Raw genomic sequence first — 17889 nt, forward strand, 5'->3', positions numbered from 1 at the left:
GGCGTCAGGCCTCCAGGCGGTGCTGGAGCAGCGCCAGGCGCTCGGAGATCCGGGCCAGGGTGGTCTGCAGCGCCTCCCGCTCCCGCTGCGGGTCTGCGGCCTCTGTGAATCCGGTGGCGGCCGGATCGCCCGCCTGCGGCGACCAGGGCGGTGGCGGGGCCACATCGTGCACCTCCACCTTCATCACGGGATTGCCCAGACCGGGCTGGATCTGATCAAGGCTCTGGCGCACGGCCCGCGCCGCTGGATCGCCTTCCTGCTTCAGCTGGGCGAGCGGGTCGGGCGAAGCGGTGAACGCTTCCACCACCTCGCGCGGGCCCCCCTTGCGCGCCCGCTCGACCACCGCCATACCTACCGGCAATACCTCCTGCATCAGCGCGAGCCGAAGGGAATCGAGAGGATCAGCCATGCCGAAGCAACCGAGGCAGCACCACCCGCGCAGGCGAGCGGCTTTGCCCCCAGTTTGACGCCCTCCGGAGGTGGCAGGGACTCAGGGCAGCCGCTGCACGCCGGGATCGACGATCATCTGGCGGCAGAACTCGCGCGAGCCCACCATCCAACCGGCCCCCACTGCCAGCACCAGCACCGCGGTGAACGGCAGCACGGCCTGTCGGGTGACGTCCAGCCCTGCCCACTCTCCCCAGCTGCGCAGCAGCCGCTCCCGATCGAAGCGGCGGCGCTCCTGCCGCTCCAACGTCTGCCGGCGGCGCAATGACTTCTCCACCCAGCGCTCGAAGGAGCGTTTCTTGGTCACGGCCATCTTGCGCTCCACCTCCAGCAGGTGGCCGGCGCTGAGCTCGGGGTTGAAGGTGCTGATCAGTTCCAGGGTCTTGAGGAACATCTCCACGGCGCCATCCTTGATCTGCGCCTCCTGCTCGGGGATCTCCTCCCACAGCACCTCGGGGTAGAAGCGGCCCCGGTTGGCGAGAATCTGCTCCTCCTGCAGCTGACCGGGTTCGCGCAACCAGCGGTCGGTGTTGGCATCGAAGCGCCGCCAATACAGAAAGGGATTGAGGTAGATCACCTTTCCGGCCAGCTGGATGCTGTCCTGCTGGAGGCGGCGCTGCAGCTGCGGGTCCTGCTCGAGGGCGACAGTCAAGAGAGGAAGGCCGGGCCCCGATGGTATCGAAGCTGTCCCGGGCGGGCCAGACCAGACCCAGACCAGACAAAAGAACGCCGCCGGAGGCGCCTTCAGCCGGCTGTCACTCCCACTCGATCGTGCCGGGAGGCTTGCTGGTGATGTCGTACACCACCCGGTTCACGCCCCGCACCTCATTGACGATGCGGTTGGAGATCTTCTCCAGCAGGTCGTAGGGCAAGCGCGACCAATCGGCCGTCATGCCGTCTTCGCTGGACACGCAACGGAGCACGATCGGATAGGCGTAGGTGCGCTTGTCGCCCATCACACCAACGCTGCGCACCGGCAGCAGCACCGCAAACGCCTGCCAGATGTCGTGGTAGAGCCCTGCATCCCGCACCTCCTCGCGCACCACCAGATCGGCATCGCGCAGGATGTTGAGGTTCTCGGCCGTGACCTCGCCCAGGATGCGGATCGCCAGGCCAGGCCCCGGGAAGGGATGGCGGCGCACGATCTCTTCGGGCAGGCCGAGGCTGCGGCCCACCTTGCGCACCTCATCTTTGAACAGACGCCGAAGAGGCTCCACCAGCTTGAACTGCAGATCCTTGGGTAGGCCACCCACGTTGTGGTGGCTCTTGATTTTCACAGCCACCCGTTCGCCGGTCTTGGGATCCACGCCGGTGCCGGCCGATTCGATCACATCGGGATAGAGGGTGCCCTGGGCGAGGTAATCGAAGGGGCCGAGTCGCTTGCTCTCCTCCTCAAACACACGGATGAACTCGGCACCAATGATTTTGCGCTTCTCTTCCGGATCGGTGATGCCCTTGAGCTTGGCGATGAAACGATCACGGGCATTGATATATTCCACGCGAATATGAAACTGGCGATCGAAGAACTCCATCAGGAATTCAGGCTCCCCTTTGCGCATGAAGCCCTGGTCGATGAACATGCAGGTGAGCTGGTCCCCGATCGCCCTGTGCAGCAGAAAGGCGAGGCTGGAGGAATCCACGCCACCGGAGAGGGCGAGCAGTACCCGTTTGCTGCCGACACGGGCCTGAACATCGGCCACGGCTTCTTCAATGAAGGCGCTGGTGGTCCAATCTGGCTCGCAGCCGCAGATGTGATAAACGAAGTTCCGGATCATCACCATGCCACCGGTGGAGTGCACCACTTCGGGATGGAACTGCACGCCATAAAGATGGCGCCGATGATCCGCCACTGCCGCTTCCGGCGTGTTCCTGGTATGGGCCAGCCGCGCGAATCCAGGCGGCAGAGTCTCCACCGAATCGCCATGGCTCATCCACATCGTGGAGCCGTTTTCCACGTTGGTGAGCAGATCGGTGGGATCGTCCACCTGAAGCGGTGCCTTGCCGTATTCTCCGCGCCCCGCCGCCACCACGTTGCCGCCCAGCTGCTGCACCATCAGCTGCATGCCGTAGCAGACCCCGAGCACCGGAATGCCCAGATCCCAGAGGCCCGGATCGCACACAGGCGCCCCTTCGGCATACACCGAGCTGGGGCCACCGCTGAGGATGATGCCTTTGGGGGCCAGCTCGCGCAGCTCATCGGCGCTGGTGGCGTAGCCCATCACAAGGGAATACACCTCGGTTTCCCGCACACGGCGCGCGATCAGCTCCGAATACTGGGATCCGAAATCGAGGATCACGATCGCCGGGTGGCGCTGGCTCTCCGGCTGTTCCAGCGACTGTGAAGCTTGAGACATACGACCGGAACGCTTCTTGATCGGCGGCTGGCCGGATGCGTTGCCCCCGGAGCAAGGCCCCGCATGGGCCGCCAGGCCTGAGGGACTCACCCTAGAGGGTGCCGGAATGCCTCCAGCAACTCCTGGCCTTGAGGTCCGCACACACGCAGCTGGCGCCGGCGGTCGAACAGCGCGGCCCCCACGCACATGGGGAAACTGCCGTAGCGGGCCAGATAGGCCATGCTGCGTTGCTCAATGGCCGCGGCGATGCGCCGCTCCAGCCGCTGGGCCAGGGCAGGGTCCACCGCCACCAGTTCGCTCAGCGCTGCCTCCACGGTGGCGGCACCATGCAGGCGGCCGAGGGCCTCACCGCTGAGACCTTCAAGGGCCGCCAGGGCGGTCAGCACCTCGGCGCGGCCATCGGCGAGATGGTGATGGGTGTGGAAGATCCCACCGGCCAGCTTGATCAACTTGCCGTGGTAGCCGAACAGCAGCAGGCGGCGCACTCCCGCTTCCGCCGCCGCCACCAGCACTGGCCCCAGCCAGTTGCCGGCCTTGAGCAGCAGCCCGGCGGGGAGCCCCAGGCTGGGCGCCAGATCGAGGCCGTTTTCGCCGATCACAAGCACGAGATCACCGTTGAAGCCGGCCGTGGCGGTGCGCGCCGCCAGGGCCGCCAGGCAGGCCTGCAGTTGATCGGGAGCGGCGCTGTGCTGCACCTCCGCCTGGGTGCCGATCAGCGCCAGTCCGTCGACCACGCCGAAGGCCGCGTTGCTGGTGCGCAGCGCCAGGGCCCGGCCCTCAGGAAGCACGAGCCGCAGGCACACCGCCCGGCCGGCACCGACCAAGGGCCGCAGGTTCGTCTCCAGCAGGGCACGGGCATAGGCGGAGGCACACAGGTCGCCCGTCGCGCCATGCACCCCCACCCCTTCGCCGGCCTCCAGCACGAAGCACGAGCCGCCGGCCGGCGGCGGCTGGATCCAGCAGGCCACCACCCACACCGCCAGGCCACGGGTGAGATCCAGGCCGGCGCCGGGGTCGCAGCGACTGATGCCGAGAGCTCGGCCTGGCCCGATCGGAGCCGCCGCTTCCACCGGCACCGGCCGCAGCCCGGGCGGCTCGAGCAACTCCAGTGTCTGCAGGCCCTCGAAGGCAGCCGCAGGGCCAGCTTCCGCCCGTTGGAGCGCCTGCACGGCGGCACACGCCGCCGCCGTCACCCACACCGGCAGGGTGTAGCCGGGTGAAGCGTTCACCATCCGTTTTTTAAGGTGGTTGATTGTGCCGCTGCGCCCCCGCGTTTCCACTCCCCATGCAGGACAAGCTCACCCTGATGATTCCCGGTCCCACGCCGGTGCCGGAGACCGTCCTGCTGGCGATGAGCCGCCACCCGATCGGCCATCGCAGCGCCGATTTCCAGGCGATCGTGAAGCGCACCACCGCGCAGCTCAAGTGGCTGCATCAGACCAGCAGCGATGTGCTGGTGCTCGCCGGCAGCGGCACGGCGGCGATGGAGGCGGGGATCATCAACATCCTCAGCCGCGGCGACAAGGTGATCTGCGGCGACAACGGCAAGTTCGGTGAGCGCTGGGTCAAGGTGGCGAAGGCCTACGGGCTGGATGTGCAGGTGATCAAGGCCGAATGGGGCCAGCCTCTGGATCCGGACGCCTTCCGTGTGGCGCTGGAGGCGGATACAGACAAAGCGATCCGTGCGGTGATCCTCACCCACTCGGAAACCTCGACGGGCGTGATCAACGACCTGGAAACGATCGCCCGGCACGTGCATGCCCACGGCCAGGCCTTGATTGTGGCCGACTGTGTCACCAGCCTGGGGGCCTGCAACGTGCCCATGGACGCCTGGGGCCTCGACGTGGTGGGCTCGGGCTCCCAGAAGGGCTACATGATGCCGCCCGGTCTGGGCTTCGTGGGCATGAGCGAGCGGGCCTGGCAGGCACAGCAGCGCTCCGACCTGCCCAAGTTCTATCTGAACCTCGGCGCCTATCGAAAAGCGGCCGCCCAGGACAGCAATCCGTTCACCCCTCCGGTGAACCTCTACTTCGCGCTCGAGGCCGCCCTCGACATGATGCAGAGCGAAGGCCTGGAAGCGATCTTCACCCGGCATGAACGCCACCGGCGCGCGGTGAGCGCGGCCATGAAGGCGATCGGCCTGCCGCTGTACGCGGCGGAGGGCCATGGCAGCCCCTCGATCACCGCCGTGGCACCCAGCGGCATCGACGCGGAAGTGCTGCGCAAGAAAGTGAAGGCCCGCTACGACATCCTGCTGGCCGGCGGCCAGGACCACCTGAAGGGCTCGGTGTTCCGCATCGGCCACCTCGGCTTCGTCTGCGACCGGGATGTGCTCACGGCGGTGGCGGCGATCGAAGCCACCCTGCAGGAGATGGGCATGGCCACAGCCACCGTGGGAGCCGGCATGGCAGCCGCTGCCACCGAGCTGGCCCGCTGAGGCGCAGCGTGCGGGGCGGCCTTCCAGGAGGCCGCCTTCCGGCACCTTGCTACATTGCAGGAATGCGGGTGTAATTCAGTGGTAGAATGTCAGCTTCCCAAGCTGAACGTCGCCGGTTCGAATCCGGTCACCCGCTTGAAAGATTTTCAATTTGAATTGATTTTAGCTTTTTTAGCACTTAACTGCTGAAGCTGCTTCAGCTCCAAGCATATCGCCCAATGATGGGGCATTGAAGTGAAGCGTGTGCAGCGAATGAATCGCACCCCTGGCTGATCGGAAGCCACCCAACCGCCTGGCAGCACTTGGATTGAGGCTCTCAAGCACTCTCCGCCTTCCCCCTAACGACCTGCAGGGTGCCCGTCTGCGGATCAGGACTGGTTCCTCACATCTGCCGGTCCTATCCAGCATCGCCGGAACCCTTGTGGCATTTGCCGGATCTGATAACGCTGCGCAGGGGCGGTGCGGCATTGACCCTTGCGCGGCAGACCGTGAGGCCGTCACACCAGGCAGGCAGCGCCAGGGCGTTGGCTCAACACCTGCCTGGGGAAGGCCAGGCCGGATGAGGCCGTGATCGGCAGGGTGCCCGCTGACCCAGGCGGGGGTGCAGGCTCAGGCGCGGGGTTTGATCAGTTGCAACACCTGGGGGCCAAGGCCACCCACACGACGCTCGCAGTCGAGGAGCAGCAGAATGCAGCGCGCAGATTCAGCCAGATCACCCTCTTGCGCTGCCGCTTTGGCAGCAGACTCATGGCGGCTGATCTCTTGAAGGAGGGCAGAACGCTGCTCATGCGAAACTGCTTTCACCGCCATGCTTTTAGCGACGACTGTCAAAACCGGAGATCATGAATAGCGCAAGTGTATGGGGTTTCGAGCAGAGCTGCCTGAGTTCTTGCCGCAGCGAAAAGTAACAGCTTTGCCGACCGCCATACGGCTGGGCCTGCCGCCAAACGCTCATGTTCCAGGCTCTTCTCCCTCGTCGACAAGATCGGCAATCTGCGATCTCAGGGCTTCCACGCGAGACTGATCACCCCGGCTCACCGCCACAGCAAGGGCGAATTCAAGCTTTTCGCGTTGGTGACCCCGCTCCACATAAGCGGAAGGGGGTGTGCAGGAAGGGAACGTGCGGGAGGCGGAGGTTCCGGTGGCGTTCAGCCCAGCCGACCCGAGGGGCCGTGGCAGGGGGCAAGCGGGATAGGTGAAAGCCATGTTCGCTTTCTTTTCATTCTGCCACCCCTGGCCAGTGCATCGAGAGAAGGTGAGCTATGCGGCGTCCCGGTAGCTCTGCGGCTCGGGTGCCGATGACAGGAACACTTCGGCCACCGGCTCCGCCTGGGGACCTGGCTCATCAAGCAGCTGCCGGCAGTCCTGAAGCAGCGCTTCCACGTGGTCGAGGGCATCGAGCTGAGCCTGGTCCGGCGACTCAGGCCGCTGGATCGCCGTTTCAAGGGCGCCAAGCCGCTGTTCCAGCTTCACCAGCCGATGGGAAAGGGCGGCCACCGTCTGGGCAAGATCCTCGGCGGTTCGCGTGATCCGGAAAGACACCGATTCGGTCGTCATCGCAGGCAAAGTCGGTAACGCCGATGACAACACACATCCCCGGCGGGCTCAAGTCGTCTTTCAGACTGAGGGATCCCACCAGCGGATCTTCTTCATGGCTGCACCAGCGACTTTGGTGCTCTATCTGCTGTGCGGGACGGCCGGGGGCCTACTGGCTCTGCGTACCGGAATTCCTGCTGCCCCTTTGGCCGGCGCGCTGCTTGGAGCGGCCGTGGCGAGCATGAGCGGGCGCCTCGAAGTGGCCCAATGGCCCACCGGAACCCGCACCCTTCTGGAGATCGGCATCGGCACGGTGATCGGCACTGGGCTCACGAGTGCCGCGCTGGCGGAGCTGCGTGTGTTGTGGCGGCCGGCGATCCTGATCACCGTGGCCCTGGTGGCCACCGGCCTGGTGGTGGGGTTGTGGTCGAGCCGTTTGCTGGGCGTGGATCCGGTCATCACCCTGCTGGGCGCAGCACCGGGGGGCATCAGCGGCATGAGCCTGGTGGGAGCGCAGTTCGGTGTAGGGGCGGCCGTGGCGGCCCTGCATGCCGTGCGGTTGATCACTGTGCTGCTGGTGCTGCCTGTGATCGTGCGCCTGGTGCTCGGCAGCACGGGCGGTTCGTCATCGGGCTGAGCCCGGCCCTGGCCATAACCGCCACAGAGGCCCCTCGACAGCCGAAGCACGGCCGATACGTTGGGCCCAGCAGCCTCGGGCCCGCCTCCACCCTTCCATGCAGCACCCCACTGTTCGCCGCGCCACTGTTCACCAAGACACTGTTCGCCAAGACATTGTTCGGGCCGGCACTCTGCAAGCCAGCGCCACCGAGTCCGGCCTTGCTCCAGCCGGTGCTCTGCGAGCCAGCTCCTTTCGCCGCATCCGCACCGCCCTCACAGCAGGTCTGTTCACGCTGGCTGGTTCCCTGCTGACGGCCGGGGCGATCCCACCGCCCGCCTTGAGCCAGGCCACCACAGCGCTGCCTGCCGATCAAGGCAGCAAGGGCGCGCAGGTGTACTGCTTCATGCGCAAGGCGGGCAACAACCACGAGGTGAGCTGGACGGCGGCCTATGCCCTGATCCGGCGGCAATCCGCGAGCCTGTTCAAGACATCTCCGCAGCACGGCGCCGTGATGATCACCGAGGCGGTGGTCAACAACCCGGACGCCTTCCCCGATTGCGGCCAGTACCTGGGGGCGCTGTTCGGCAGCGAGAACCCTGCCCCTGCGGCTCCTGCCGTCACCTCCAGCGGGCCGGTGCCGATCCAGGGGGGCATGACCCGCGAGGAGCGCTACAACAATTGAAGGTGTTGCACTGCACTTGAGCAGGAACCGGCTGCAGGGGATCCGCCTGCTCACCACGGTCGCCCTGGCCGGCTTGGGGTTGATCGGCTGTGCGGCGGCGCCGCCGCCGGAGCTGGGCGACGCGCCAGCCAACGACGACTGCCTGCGTGAGGTGAAACTGGCGGAATTGCCGGCGGCGCTGCAGCGCTGTGACGCATCGGTGCAGGCCTTCCCCACCGATCCCCGCCCCTTGAGCGAGCGCTCCGTGCTGCACAGCCTGGGGGGCGATCATGAGGCCGCCTGCCGGGACATCGAACGGGCCGCCCAGCTGCTGCGGCAACAGGGCAACCAAGCGGAGGACTCCCAGCTGGCCATCGACATCCGCATCCGGCTGGAGGGCTGCCAGGAGAAGGCACCGCTGCCTGGCACCTGATCAGGGCGGTGCTGACCCGCCCCACGCTGACCAATCACGGTCGTTGGGCACGGCTCGCGGGGCACGGGTCAGCCATCACTGGAAACCGAGGACTGCGCCATGATCACCAGCGCTCGATCAGCTGCCGCACCATCGCCGGCAGCGCCTGGCGCCGCAGAGCCGTCTGACGGCCTTCCAGCAGCAGCGTGATGCGCTCGGCCTTGCTGGCGATGATCCCGTCCACGAGCTGATCGGCCACGCCCAGCTGCAGCCAATGGCTGGTGAGCGGTCCGGCCATGCCGATGCGGTGGCAGCGGTCCTCCGCCTGCTCCGCGTCCCCCGGCGTCCAGGGGCGCTCCAACAGCACCACATGGGCGGCCCTGTGCAGCGTGAAGCCCAAGCCACCAGCCCCGAAAGTGGCCACCAGGCAGGGCGTCGCCCCGGCCTGGAAGCGATCCACCTGTGCCTGGCGCTCCAACGCCTTGAGCCGACCCGTGAGCAGCGCCCCACCCAGGCGGGCCTGCAGCTGTTCGGCACTGGCCACGAAGGCGGTGAACAGCACCACGGCCTCCCCCTGGCGCAGAAGGGCCTCCACCAGCTGGATGGCGGCAGGCAGCTTGTGCTGGGCACCGATCCGGCGCAGGGCGGTGAGCATGGCGAGGGGCTCGGCATCGCGGCGCACCTCACCCCTGGCGGCCCGGCAGCGATAGTCGTCCAGCCTGGCGGCCAGTTCCTGCTCGAACGCCATCGCCTGGGACTCCCCGAGCGCCACCGGGAGCATGCGGCGGCACTTTGGAGGCAGATCGCGGCAATCCTGCTTGCGGCGGTGGAGCACGAGCGGCCTTGTCAGCCGCTGGAGTTCATCGAGCCGCTCGGCTCCGACCGCCTGCCACTGGCGCCGTCCACCCCGTTCGCTCCAGTGCCCCTGACAGAACCGCTCCTCGTAGGCGTGCCGGTCTTGGGCGAGGGGATGGCCGATTGCCGCCAGCAGCGGAAACAGCTGAACCGGTCGGCCGTTCTTCATCGGGGTGCCGGTGAGCAACCAGATCGCCCGCAGCCGCGGATGTCTGGCCAGCCGCAGCAGGGCCTGGGTGCGCGCCGCCTGGATGTTCTGAGCGAAATGGGCCTCATCCACGATCAACACCGTGGCGGCCGGCGGCAACGAGCGCGGCAGGGCCGCCCAGCTGATCAGCTCCAGATCAAGGGCGAGGGAGAGGCCCTCCTGCCGCCAGTGGGGATGGAGGGCGGTTGGAGCCACCACGGCGATGCGGCAATCCGCCGCCCGGACCATGGCCCGGGCCGCCACCAACGCCGTGAGCGTCTTGCCCAGGCCCATGGCGTGGGCCAGCAGGGCACCGCGACGAGCCAGCAGCCAACGCGCCGCCAGCCGCTGATGGGCGAACAGACGGCGCCCATCGGCCAGAGGCTGATCCAGGGCGGCCTGGGCCACGAGAGTGCGGTGAGGCGGCAGGGGCGGCAGGGGCTGCTCCAGCCATTCCATCCACTGCGCCAGCTCCGGATCGATCCGGAAGCGCTGGCCAAGCAGCTGGCGCAAGGCCAGCGAGGCCTCGAGCGGAAAGGCCCAGCAACCACGCCGCGCCTGCCACTGGCCCCGGGGCCGCACGGCGCGCAACTGGGCCTGAGTGACGGGATCAAAGGGGGAGACCACCTCGATCTGTCCCGATGGGCCGAGACGCAGCAGACAGGTGGCGGCGGAAACCGTGCGGGGTCCGAGGGAGCGGCTGACCGAGGGAGAGCTGCTGACGGCGGGAGAGCGGCTGGCGACGGGGGCGCTGCAAGCGGGCCGAAGACAAATTTAGTCGAATCGGGGCGACGGGCAACCGTTGGCGCTGAAGGCCGAAAAAAGCAATCCTCGACACATTGACATCTCTTGAGGTGGGGGCAAACTCTCCGCAACTGAGCCATCAGGATGCACGCGAGAGATGCGGTGTTCCTTGAAGATCTCTGCCCCAAACTTCGCGTCAGGCGCTGGCGTCAATCTCTCCACAAACACACTGACAATCGTTGTATTTACTGCGGCAATCGCTCCGAATCCATTGATCATCTGATGCCCCGCTGCCGTGGTGGCCTGAGCGTGACAGCGAACTGCGTGCCGGCCTGCCTGGCCTGCAACGGCCACAAAAGCGATGCCGATCCCTTCGATTGGTACCGGCGTCAGCGCTTCTACGACCCGCGGCGGGCCATGGCGATCCGTGCCTGGATGGATGGGGATCTACGCCTGGCGGTGCGGCTGCTCCAGTGGGCCAACCCGGAGCCCAGCTCCAGCCCTCCGCTCCATGCCGGAGCCACTCCAGCGGGGACGGACTGGGCCTTTCAGGCGGCCTGAGCGCGCCTCGCCGGTTCACCAGACCCGGCAGGCCACCGGGCCGTTGTGGCGGACGCAGATCCCCTCTTCCCGCTCCGGGGCTTCCGGGGCGAGCACGGAGACGACCAGCACCAGGCTGAGGGCGAGCACGGCCGGAGCCCAGGCCAGAGCGGTGTTCCAGGTGGCCGTGCGGGCAGAGGGAAGCGCGGCGCGGCGCTGACTCCGGGCCACGAAGGGGCCGGCGGGCACCCTGCGGGAGCTAGAGAGAGAGGAGGCGGTCATCAACGAAAGCCATGAATGTGATACAGGTGTACTCATGACGGTCGGTGATGTCAATGGCCGGCCGGCCAGCGTGCTGGTGCTGGGCGGTGGCTACAGCGGACTGCGGTTCGCCCAGGCCCTCACCGAACACGCGCTGCCGGTAGCGGTCACCTCCCGCCGCCAGCCGGCCCAGCCGGAGGCGCTCACCCCCTGGGGATCCGCTGGCAGCGCGCTGCCGCTGCGCTGGCTGAGTTTTGACCCCGACAACGGCGCGTTGCCCGATGCCGAGGCGCTCGACGGCATCACCCATGTGCTGGTGACGATCCCGCCCGACGGGCAGGGAAAGGATCCGGTGCTCGAACATCTGGCCCCGCTGCTGGCCCAGCTGCCGCTGCAGTGGATCGGCTACCTCTCCACCACCGGCGTCTACGGCGACCATGGCGGTCGCTGGGTGGACGAGACCACTCCTCCCGCGCCAGGGGCGTCGCGCAGTCGCGCCCGGCTGGCCTGTGAGCAGGCGTGGGATTGCAGTGGCCTGCCGGTGCAGATCTTTCGCCTGCCGGCGATCTACGGGCCCGGTCGCTGCCCCTTCCAGAACCTGCTGCAGGGCACCAGCAGGCTCGTGCACAAGCCGGGCCAGGTGTTCAGCCGCGTCCATGTCGATGACATCGTGGGAGCGCTGATCCACTGCATCGGCCTGCCGCCCCAGCGGCGCCCGCGGATCGTCAACCTCTCCGACGACCGCCCCTGCCCCTCAACGGAAAGCCTGGGCTACGCCGCCCATCTGCTCGACTGCAAACTGCCGACCGTGGAGCGGTTTGAGGACATCTGCGGTGGCATGAGCCCGATGGCACTCAGCTTCTGGGTGGAAAATCGCCGCGCCAGCAACCATCGGCTCTGCCATGACCTGGGCTACACCCTGCGCTACCCCAGCTACCGCGAGGGTTTTCGCGAGGCCCTCGCCGAAGAGCGCCGGACGGCCGCGCGCGGCAACGGCGATCAGGCCGCATGAGCCCACGTCTCCGGCCGACTCCGCCGGGCCCGTTCAGCGGCGGGTGAACACCCGTTCGATGCTTTGGCTGTCGGCGGGGGAGGCGTCAGCGCCGGGCTCGGGGCAGACTCCGGCCGCATCCGGTTGAAGGCTCTTGAGGGTGGGGAGCTTCGTGTCCTGCATGAAGCGGCAGCCATCCACGGTGACCCAGCCCCGCTCCAGACCGACGGCTGTTCCGACCACCGCCAATCCGATCAGAAACCACCGAAACATGTCGTCACTCTCCCATCAGCGCGAGACTAAGCCCGCTGCCATTGCCGTCTCCCTCGGTGACCCGGCTGGCATCGGCGCGGAAGTGGCTCTCAAGGCTCTGGCCCTGCTCGGCGATCGGCAAGCGGAGGTGGTGCTGGTGGGTTGCCGCCGCTGGCTGGAAGACACCCACCGGCGCCTGGAGCCGCTGAGCAGCGTTCCCCTGGCCGACCCCGGCGGCCTGGAGGTGCTGGACCTGCCGCTGGAGGTAGCGCCACAGCCCGGCCAGGGTTCAGCGGCCAGTGGTGCCGCCAGCTTCGCCTGGCTCACCGCCGCCACAGCGCTGGTGACGAGCGGCCGCTGCCGCGCCATCACCACAGCGCCGATCGCGAAGCACGCCTGGCATGCAGCGGGCCATCACTACCCCGGCCAGACCGAACGGCTGGCGGAACTGGCCGGCGGCGTGGAGGCCTCGATGCTGTTCACAGCCCGCTCCCCCCTGACCGCCTGGCGTCTGAACACGCTGCTGGCCACCACGCACATCCCGCTGGCGGCCATGCCGCGCTGTCTCGATGGGGCGCTGGTGGAGCGCAAGCTCGACGTTCTGCTGGCTTTCTGCCAGCGGTTCAAGCCCTATCCGCGGCTGTCAGTGGCGGGCCTGAACCCCCATGCCGGCGAAGCAGGCCAGCTCGGGAAGGAGGAGGTCGAGTGGCTGGTGCCGGCACTGGACCGCTGGCGGCGACGCCATCCGGACGTGGAGCTGGTGGGGCCGGTGCCGCCCGACACCTGCTGGCTGGGTGCCGCCGCCGCCTGGCGTGGTGACGGTGAGGGATCGGACGGCTATCTGGCTCTGTATCACGATCAGGGCCTGATTCCGGTGAAGCTGCTCGCCTTCGATGCGGCCGTGAATGTGACCCTGGGGCTGCCCTTCCTACGCACCTCCCCCGATCACGGCACCGCCTTCGACATCGCCGGACTTGGCATCGCCCGCGCCGACAGCATGGTGGCGGCGCTCACCGCCGCCTGGGACCTGGGCTGATCGGCAGCCGCGCGGGTACGGAGCGGGGCTGCTGGACACCAGCGCGGATCAGCCGGGCTTGACGCGCATCAGCACCTGGCCGAACTCCACCGGGGTGCCGTTCTCCACCAGGATTTCCACCACCTGGCCGGTCATTTCCGCCTCCAGCTCATTCATCAGCTTCATCGCTTCGAGGATGCAGACGGTCTGGCCGACCGAAATGACACTGCCGAGCTCCACGAAGGGGGGATCTCCCGGTGAAGCCGCCCGGTAGAAGGTGCCCACCATCGGTGCGGTGACCTCCACCAGATCGGCCCGCACGGCAGCGGCTGCCGGCGGGGCGCTGGAGGGCTGGGGGGCGACTGGGGCTGGCGCAGCCTGTGCGGGGGCTGCCATCGCCACCGGGGCGTAGGCGGCAGGCGCAGGAACGGGGTTGGGGGCCGGCAGGTTGCGGCGCACCTCAAGACGAAAATCCTCCCCCTCCAGCTTCAACTCCTGGATGTCGCTGCCTTCAAGGAAGGTGAGCAGGGCGTGGAGCTGGTTGTTGTCGAGTTGCATGGCGCTTCAGGACTCCCGACCCAGGTAGCTGTCGGTGCGGGTATCAATCTTGATCTTTTCACCGATCGAGATGAACAGCGGCACCATCACCTGGGCGCCCGTTTCCACGATCGCCGGCTTGGTGCCGCCGGTAGCGGTGTCACCCTTGACGCCGGGGTCGGTCTGGGTGACTTCCAGCACCACGGAGTTGGGCAGCTCCACCTCAAGTGGGGACCCATTCCACGACACCACATTGACCTCCATGCCCTCCTTGAGGTACTTGCGCCCATCGCCGATCTGGTTGGCGGTAAGGCGGGTTTCCTCGTAGCTGCCCATGTCCATAAACACGTAGTCGTCGCCTTCCATGTAGGTGTGCTGAAGGGTGGACTTCTCCAGCAGGGCCTGGGGAACGGTTTCGCCGGCGCGGAAGGTTTTCTCCACCACGCTGCCGCTCTGCACACCTTTGAGCTTGGTGCGCACGAACGCGGAACCCTTACCGGGCTTTACATGCAGAAACTCGACGACCCTCCAGACCTGACCATCCAGCTCGATCGTGGTGCCTGTACGAAAGTCGTTGCTGGAGATCATTCCGAGGGAACGGGTCAGCGGGATTGTACGGCTGCCCTTCGGCCCCTCCCCGCCGTGCGGCTGCAGCGACAGCGCCGGATGGAACGGGACCGGCCGGCTGTGCCAAAGTCCGGAAAACGGCAGACGGACAGATGCGGAGGACCCGGGTCGGTGGTTTGTGGGCCCTGCTCCTGGCCGTGGTGCTTTGCGCAGCGACGGGGCTGACGGCGCCCCGACCTGTCGCTGCAGCCCTACCCCCAGGCAATGCCGTCACCGATCCCGCTGCCCTGCTGCGGGATGCGCTGCCGATCGAAGCCACCGATCTGCAGGATCTCCAGCACCGGCTCGAAAGCACCAGCGACGACCTGCGCGCCAAGCGCTGGAGCGCCCTGACCAATGTGGTGCGCCGCTCCCAGTCGCTGCTGGGTACCCGTCGTGTGGGTCTGCTCGACAGCTTCGACCCGGCGGACCGCGACAAGGCGGAAGCCCTGCTCGAACAGTTGCAAGGATCCCTCCAGGACATGGCGACAGCAGCTGAGCGCCAGGACCGGGAGGCCTTCCTGGATGCCCGCCGCGAGGCACTCAGCCGGATCGGCGCCGCCGAGGCCGAGCTGGTGGGTCCGTTCCCATTCACCATTCCTGCCGCCTTCGACGACCTGCCGCGGCTGCTGGGCCGGGCCACCGTGAGACTCACCACCACCAAGGGCGATCTCACTGCCGTGGTGGATGGCTACAACGCGCCGATCACTGCGGGGGCCTTCGTGGATCTTGTGCAGCGGGGCTTCTATGACGCTCTGCCCTTCATCCGGGCCGAAGACTTCTATGTGCTCCAGACCGGCGATCCCGCCGGTCCCGCCGACGGCTTCGTGGATCCCAGGACACAGCACAACCGCCCGGTGCCCCTGGAGATCAAGGTACCCGGCGAAGCGGCCCCCTTCTACAACCAGACCTTCGAGGACCTGGGCCTGTTCAAGGCCACCCCGACCCTGCCCTTCGCCACCAAGGGCACCCTGGGCTGGGCCCATTCCGATGAAGCCCTCGACGACGGCTCCTCCCAGTTCTTCCTCTTCCTGTTCGAAGCCGAGCTGACCCCCGCTGGGCTGAACCTGATCGATGGGCGCTATGCCGCCTTCGGCTACGTCACCGACGGCTTTGATGTGCTCGAAGAACTCACCGCCGATGACGGCATCGTCAAGGCCACGGTGCTGGAGGGGGCCGAGAACCTGCGGCCCCATGCCTGAGCCACCGGCCGCCTGCGGCGAGGGCTCCACGCCCACGCTCGGCGATCTGGGCGAATGGCGACTGCTCGAGCGTCTGCGGGCCTTCGCGCCGCCGGGCCAGTTCGATGACGATGCCGCCCTGATCGAGGAGCGCGCTGGCGGGGTGCTGGTGGTCAATACCGATGTGCTGGTGGAGGGGGTGCACTTCAACGACGCCACCATGGGCCCTGGCGATCTGGGCTGGCGTGCCGCCGCCGCCAACCTGTCGGATCTGGCCGCCATGGGCTGCCGTGAGGTGGTGGGGCTCACCGTGGGCCTGGTGGCCCCACCCCGCACCCCCTGGGCCTGGGTGGAAGGGGTGTACGGCGGCCTGACCGCGGCGCTGGCCACCACCGGCGCGCCGCTGCTCGGGGGCGACTGCAGCAGCGGCAGCGAGCGCCTGCTGGCGGTGACGGCCCTGGGCCGGCTGGGCCCGCAGGGGCCGATCCGGCGGCAGGACGGCCGTGCCGGTGACGTGCTGGTGTGCAGTGGTCTCCACGGGCTCAGCCGCCTGGGCCTGGCGCTGCTGCTGGAGCAGCCGCTGCACGGGCTCATCACCGGCAGCATCGCCGCCACCGACCTGCCTGAAGACCTGCGGCAGCGGGCGATCGCAGCACACCGGCGCCCTCAGGCGCGTCTTGATGTGGTGGCGGCTCTGGAGCAAAGCCAGCCCCCCGGGGATCCCTGGCGGGTGGGCGGCACCGATAGCAGCGATGGGCTTGCGGCGGCACTCACTGCCATCGCCCGCACCAGCGGCTGCGATGCGCTGCTGGATCGCTCAGCCCTGCCGATCGATCCGGCCATGGCGCCGTTGCGGGAGGCCACCGACTGGTGCCTCGGCGGCGGAGAAGATTTCGAGCTGGTGCTGGCCCTGCCGGAGCGGTGGGCCCAGCGCCTGCAGGGCTGCCTGCCGGGGGTGCACTGCCTCGGCCGGCTGGTGGCCGGCACAGGACGGCTGCTCTGGCAGGGAACAGAGGAGCCACTGCAGGGCCCAGCCGGGTTCCGGCACTTCGGCTGAAGCGTGCCGGAGCACGTGGCCGGGCAAACCAGCGTGGCGGCGGCCCCACAAAAAAGGGGCTCCCTGCGAACCCCCCCTCAGGAGAGGCCGTGCAGGAAGACCCGATTCAGTTGGCAATACGGCCCGATTCGGAAGAAGGGCGATCCGGGCGAATGAGGAACGGGAGGATCAGACCCAGTTGCGGGCCACCACTTCGGCCAGATCAACAACGCGTTGGCTGTAGCCCCACTCGTTGTCGTACCAGGAGATCACCTTCACCATGTTGTCGCCCATCACCAGGGTGAGGTCAGCGTCCACGATCGTGGATTCATCAGTGCCGGCATGGTCAGAGGACACCAGCGGCAGATCGGAATACTTGATGATTCCCTTCATGCCGTTCCGTGACGATTCCTCAAGCACCGCATTCACTTCTTCGCGGGTTGTTCCGCGGCTCACCTCCAGCACCAGGTCGACCACCGACACGTTCGGGGTGGGCACCCGCAGGGCGATGCCGTTGAGCTTTCCTTTCATCGGGGGATACACCAGAGCCACAGCCTTGGCAGCGCCAGTGGAGGTAGGAACGATGTTGATGGCAGCAGCGCGGGCCCGGCGCAGATCACGGTGGCTGGCATCGAGGATGCGCTGGTCACCGGTGTAGCTGTGGGTGGTGGTCATCGTGCCTTTGACGATGCCGAAGGCCTGATCGAGCACCTTGACGATCGGAGCCATGCAGTTGGTGGTGCAACTGGCATTGCTGATGATGTCGAAGCCGTCATGGGTGTATTGATCGGCGTTCACACCCACCACGAAGGTGCCGATGCCATCACCTTTCCCGGGAGCGGTGATCAGCACTTTGCGGGCACCGGCCTGAATGTGCTTTCCTGCCCCTTCCTTGTCGATGAACACGCCGGTGGCTTCGATCACCAGATCCACACCCCATTCCTTCCAAGGAAGGTTCAGGGGGTTGCGGTCGGAGAAGCACTTGATGGTGCGTCCATTGACGATCAGGGCGTCATCGGTGTGGCTCACCTTGGCGTCCCGGATCTTGCCGAGCATGGAGTCGTACTGAAGCAGGTGTGCGTTAGTGCGCGGATCGGAGGTGTCGTTGAGGCCGACAATTTCGATGCCGGTGTTCTCGCCGCGGCTCAGCCAGCAACGCATGAAGTTGCGACCAATCCGGCCAAATCCATTGATCGCAACACGCAAAGCCATGGCAAC

21 protein-coding genes and 1 tRNA gene are annotated in these 17889 nt (G+C 67.3%); 10 read left to right on the forward strand and 12 right to left on the reverse strand.

The window, feature by feature from the left end; all coding sequences use genetic code 11:
* Positions 1 to 4: 4 nt before the first annotated feature.
* From ACWJI3_RS04710 to cbiD, 4 genes are all read right to left on the reverse strand, one after another.
* Positions 5 to 409 (reverse strand): hypothetical protein, encoded by a 405-nt coding sequence (locus tag ACWJI3_RS04710; RefSeq protein WP_480203038.1) that lies wholly within the window; start codon positions 407 to 409, stop codon positions 5 to 7.
* 81 nt (positions 410 to 490) lie between these two features.
* The gene (locus ACWJI3_RS04715) at positions 491 to 1099 is read right to left on the reverse strand and encodes a hypothetical protein (protein ID WP_255100494.1); all 609 of its coding nucleotides are present in this window, start codon (positions 1097 to 1099) and stop codon (positions 491 to 493) included.
* Between the two features lie 103 nt (positions 1100 to 1202).
* Positions 1203 to 2780, reverse strand: coding sequence for a glutamine-hydrolyzing GMP synthase (guaA, locus tag ACWJI3_RS04720; protein ID WP_480203361.1), 1578 nt, complete (start codon positions 2778 to 2780; stop codon positions 1203 to 1205).
* A 107-nt stretch (positions 2781 to 2887) separates the two neighbouring features.
* The gene (gene cbiD, locus ACWJI3_RS04725) at positions 2888 to 4033 is read right to left on the reverse strand and encodes a cobalt-precorrin-5B (C(1))-methyltransferase CbiD (RefSeq protein WP_480203039.1); all 1146 of its coding nucleotides are present in this window, start codon (positions 4031 to 4033) and stop codon (positions 2888 to 2890) included.
* A 53-nt stretch (positions 4034 to 4086) separates the two neighbouring features.
* Between cbiD and ACWJI3_RS04730 the strand changes: the two genes are divergently transcribed.
* Together ACWJI3_RS04730 and ACWJI3_RS04735 are read left to right on the forward strand one after the other, a co-directional pair.
* On the forward strand, positions 4087 to 5238 hold the full coding sequence (locus ACWJI3_RS04730; RefSeq protein ID WP_094511162.1) for a pyridoxal-phosphate-dependent aminotransferase family protein: 1152 nt from the start codon (positions 4087 to 4089) through the stop codon (positions 5236 to 5238).
* A 64-nt stretch (positions 5239 to 5302) separates the two neighbouring features.
* Positions 5303 to 5374: transfer RNA gene (locus ACWJI3_RS04735), tRNA-Gly, on the forward strand.
* A gap of 473 nt (positions 5375 to 5847) precedes the next feature.
* Here ACWJI3_RS04735 and ACWJI3_RS04740 read toward each other — a convergent pair.
* The gene (locus ACWJI3_RS04740) at positions 5848 to 6069 is read right to left on the reverse strand and encodes a hypothetical protein (RefSeq protein ID WP_233132859.1); all 222 of its coding nucleotides are present in this window, start codon (positions 6067 to 6069) and stop codon (positions 5848 to 5850) included.
* A gap of 429 nt (positions 6070 to 6498) precedes the next feature.
* Positions 6499 to 6795, reverse strand: coding sequence for a hypothetical protein (locus ACWJI3_RS04745; RefSeq protein ID WP_094511165.1), 297 nt, complete (start codon positions 6793 to 6795; stop codon positions 6499 to 6501).
* Positions 6796 to 6880: 85 nt separating this feature from the next.
* On the opposite strand from ACWJI3_RS04745, the gene ACWJI3_RS04750 reads away from it, so the two are divergent.
* From ACWJI3_RS04750 to ACWJI3_RS04760, 3 genes are all read left to right on the forward strand, one after another.
* Positions 6881 to 7411: an AbrB family transcriptional regulator gene (locus tag ACWJI3_RS04750; protein WP_255100712.1), complete on the forward strand. Its 531-nt coding sequence runs from the start codon at positions 6881 to 6883 to the stop codon at positions 7409 to 7411.
* Between the two features lie 97 nt (positions 7412 to 7508).
* Positions 7509 to 8075, forward strand: coding sequence for a DUF6554 family protein (locus ACWJI3_RS04755; protein ID WP_480203040.1), 567 nt, complete (start codon positions 7509 to 7511; stop codon positions 8073 to 8075).
* Between the two features lie 16 nt (positions 8076 to 8091).
* Positions 8092 to 8487 carry a hypothetical protein gene (locus ACWJI3_RS04760; protein WP_480203041.1) on the forward strand — a complete coding sequence of 132 codons (396 nt, stop codon included), beginning with the start codon at positions 8092 to 8094 and terminating at the stop codon, positions 8485 to 8487.
* Between the two features lie 103 nt (positions 8488 to 8590).
* On the opposite strand, the gene ACWJI3_RS04765 is transcribed toward ACWJI3_RS04760, so the two are convergent.
* Positions 8591 to 10135, reverse strand: a complete 1545-nt coding sequence (locus ACWJI3_RS04765; RefSeq protein WP_480203042.1) for an SNF2-related protein — start codon at positions 10133 to 10135, stop codon at positions 8591 to 8593.
* A 261-nt stretch (positions 10136 to 10396) separates the two neighbouring features.
* Between ACWJI3_RS04765 and ACWJI3_RS04770 the strand changes: the two genes are divergently transcribed.
* Complete coding sequence (locus ACWJI3_RS04770; RefSeq protein ID WP_094511169.1) at positions 10397 to 10813, forward strand: HNH endonuclease; 417 nt, start codon at positions 10397 to 10399, stop codon at positions 10811 to 10813.
* Positions 10814 to 10828: 15 nt separating this feature from the next.
* On the opposite strand, the gene ACWJI3_RS04775 is transcribed toward ACWJI3_RS04770, so the two are convergent.
* A complete protein-coding gene (locus tag ACWJI3_RS04775) occupies positions 10829 to 11074 on the reverse strand; it encodes a serine protease inhibitor (RefSeq protein WP_480203043.1) in 246 nt (81 codons plus the stop codon).
* 34 nt (positions 11075 to 11108) lie between these two features.
* Between ACWJI3_RS04775 and ACWJI3_RS04780 the strand changes: the two genes are divergently transcribed.
* Positions 11109 to 12065, forward strand: a complete 957-nt coding sequence (locus tag ACWJI3_RS04780; protein ID WP_255141019.1) for a Rossmann-fold NAD(P)-binding domain-containing protein — start codon at positions 11109 to 11111, stop codon at positions 12063 to 12065.
* Positions 12066 to 12098: 33 nt separating this feature from the next.
* Here the strand turns inward: ACWJI3_RS04780 and ACWJI3_RS04785 are convergent, their stop codons facing one another.
* On the reverse strand, positions 12099 to 12317 hold the full coding sequence (locus tag ACWJI3_RS04785) for a hypothetical protein (protein WP_094511172.1): 219 nt from the start codon (positions 12315 to 12317) through the stop codon (positions 12099 to 12101).
* Between ACWJI3_RS04785 and pdxA the strand changes: the two genes are divergently transcribed.
* The gene (pdxA, locus tag ACWJI3_RS04790) at positions 12316 to 13332 is read left to right on the forward strand and encodes a 4-hydroxythreonine-4-phosphate dehydrogenase PdxA (protein ID WP_094511173.1); all 1017 of its coding nucleotides are present in this window, start codon (positions 12316 to 12318) and stop codon (positions 13330 to 13332) included. The two genes, ACWJI3_RS04785 and pdxA, sit on opposite strands and share 2 nt — an antisense overlap.
* 48 nt (positions 13333 to 13380) lie before the next feature.
* Here pdxA and accB read toward each other — a convergent pair whose 3' ends face one another.
* Both accB and efp read right to left on the reverse strand, forming a co-directional pair.
* A complete protein-coding gene (gene accB / locus ACWJI3_RS04795; RefSeq protein ID WP_255100484.1) occupies positions 13381 to 13869 on the reverse strand; it encodes an acetyl-CoA carboxylase biotin carboxyl carrier protein in 489 nt (162 codons plus the stop codon).
* 6 nt (positions 13870 to 13875) lie between these two features.
* Complete coding sequence (gene efp, locus ACWJI3_RS04800; protein WP_094511175.1) at positions 13876 to 14436, reverse strand: elongation factor P; 561 nt, start codon at positions 14434 to 14436, stop codon at positions 13876 to 13878.
* A gap of 131 nt (positions 14437 to 14567) precedes the next feature.
* On the opposite strand from efp, the gene ACWJI3_RS04805 reads away from it, so the two are divergent.
* Positions 14568 to 15656 carry a peptidylprolyl isomerase gene (locus tag ACWJI3_RS04805; RefSeq protein ID WP_094511176.1) on the forward strand — a complete coding sequence of 363 codons (1089 nt, stop codon included), beginning with the start codon at positions 14568 to 14570 and terminating at the stop codon, positions 15654 to 15656.
* Entirely contained in the window at positions 15649 to 16692 is a 1044-nt protein-coding gene (gene thiL, locus ACWJI3_RS04810; RefSeq protein WP_480203044.1) for a thiamine-phosphate kinase, read from the forward strand. Before ACWJI3_RS04805 ends, thiL begins: the two co-directional genes overlap by 8 nt.
* 168 nt (positions 16693 to 16860) lie before the next feature.
* Here thiL and ACWJI3_RS04815 read toward each other — a convergent pair whose 3' ends face one another.
* Positions 16861 to 17883, reverse strand: a complete 1023-nt coding sequence (locus ACWJI3_RS04815; protein WP_094511178.1) for a type I glyceraldehyde-3-phosphate dehydrogenase — start codon at positions 17881 to 17883, stop codon at positions 16861 to 16863.
* Positions 17884 to 17889: the final 6 nt, after the last annotated feature.

This window comes from Marcopretia estuarina LEGE 06307, assembly GCF_056633115.1.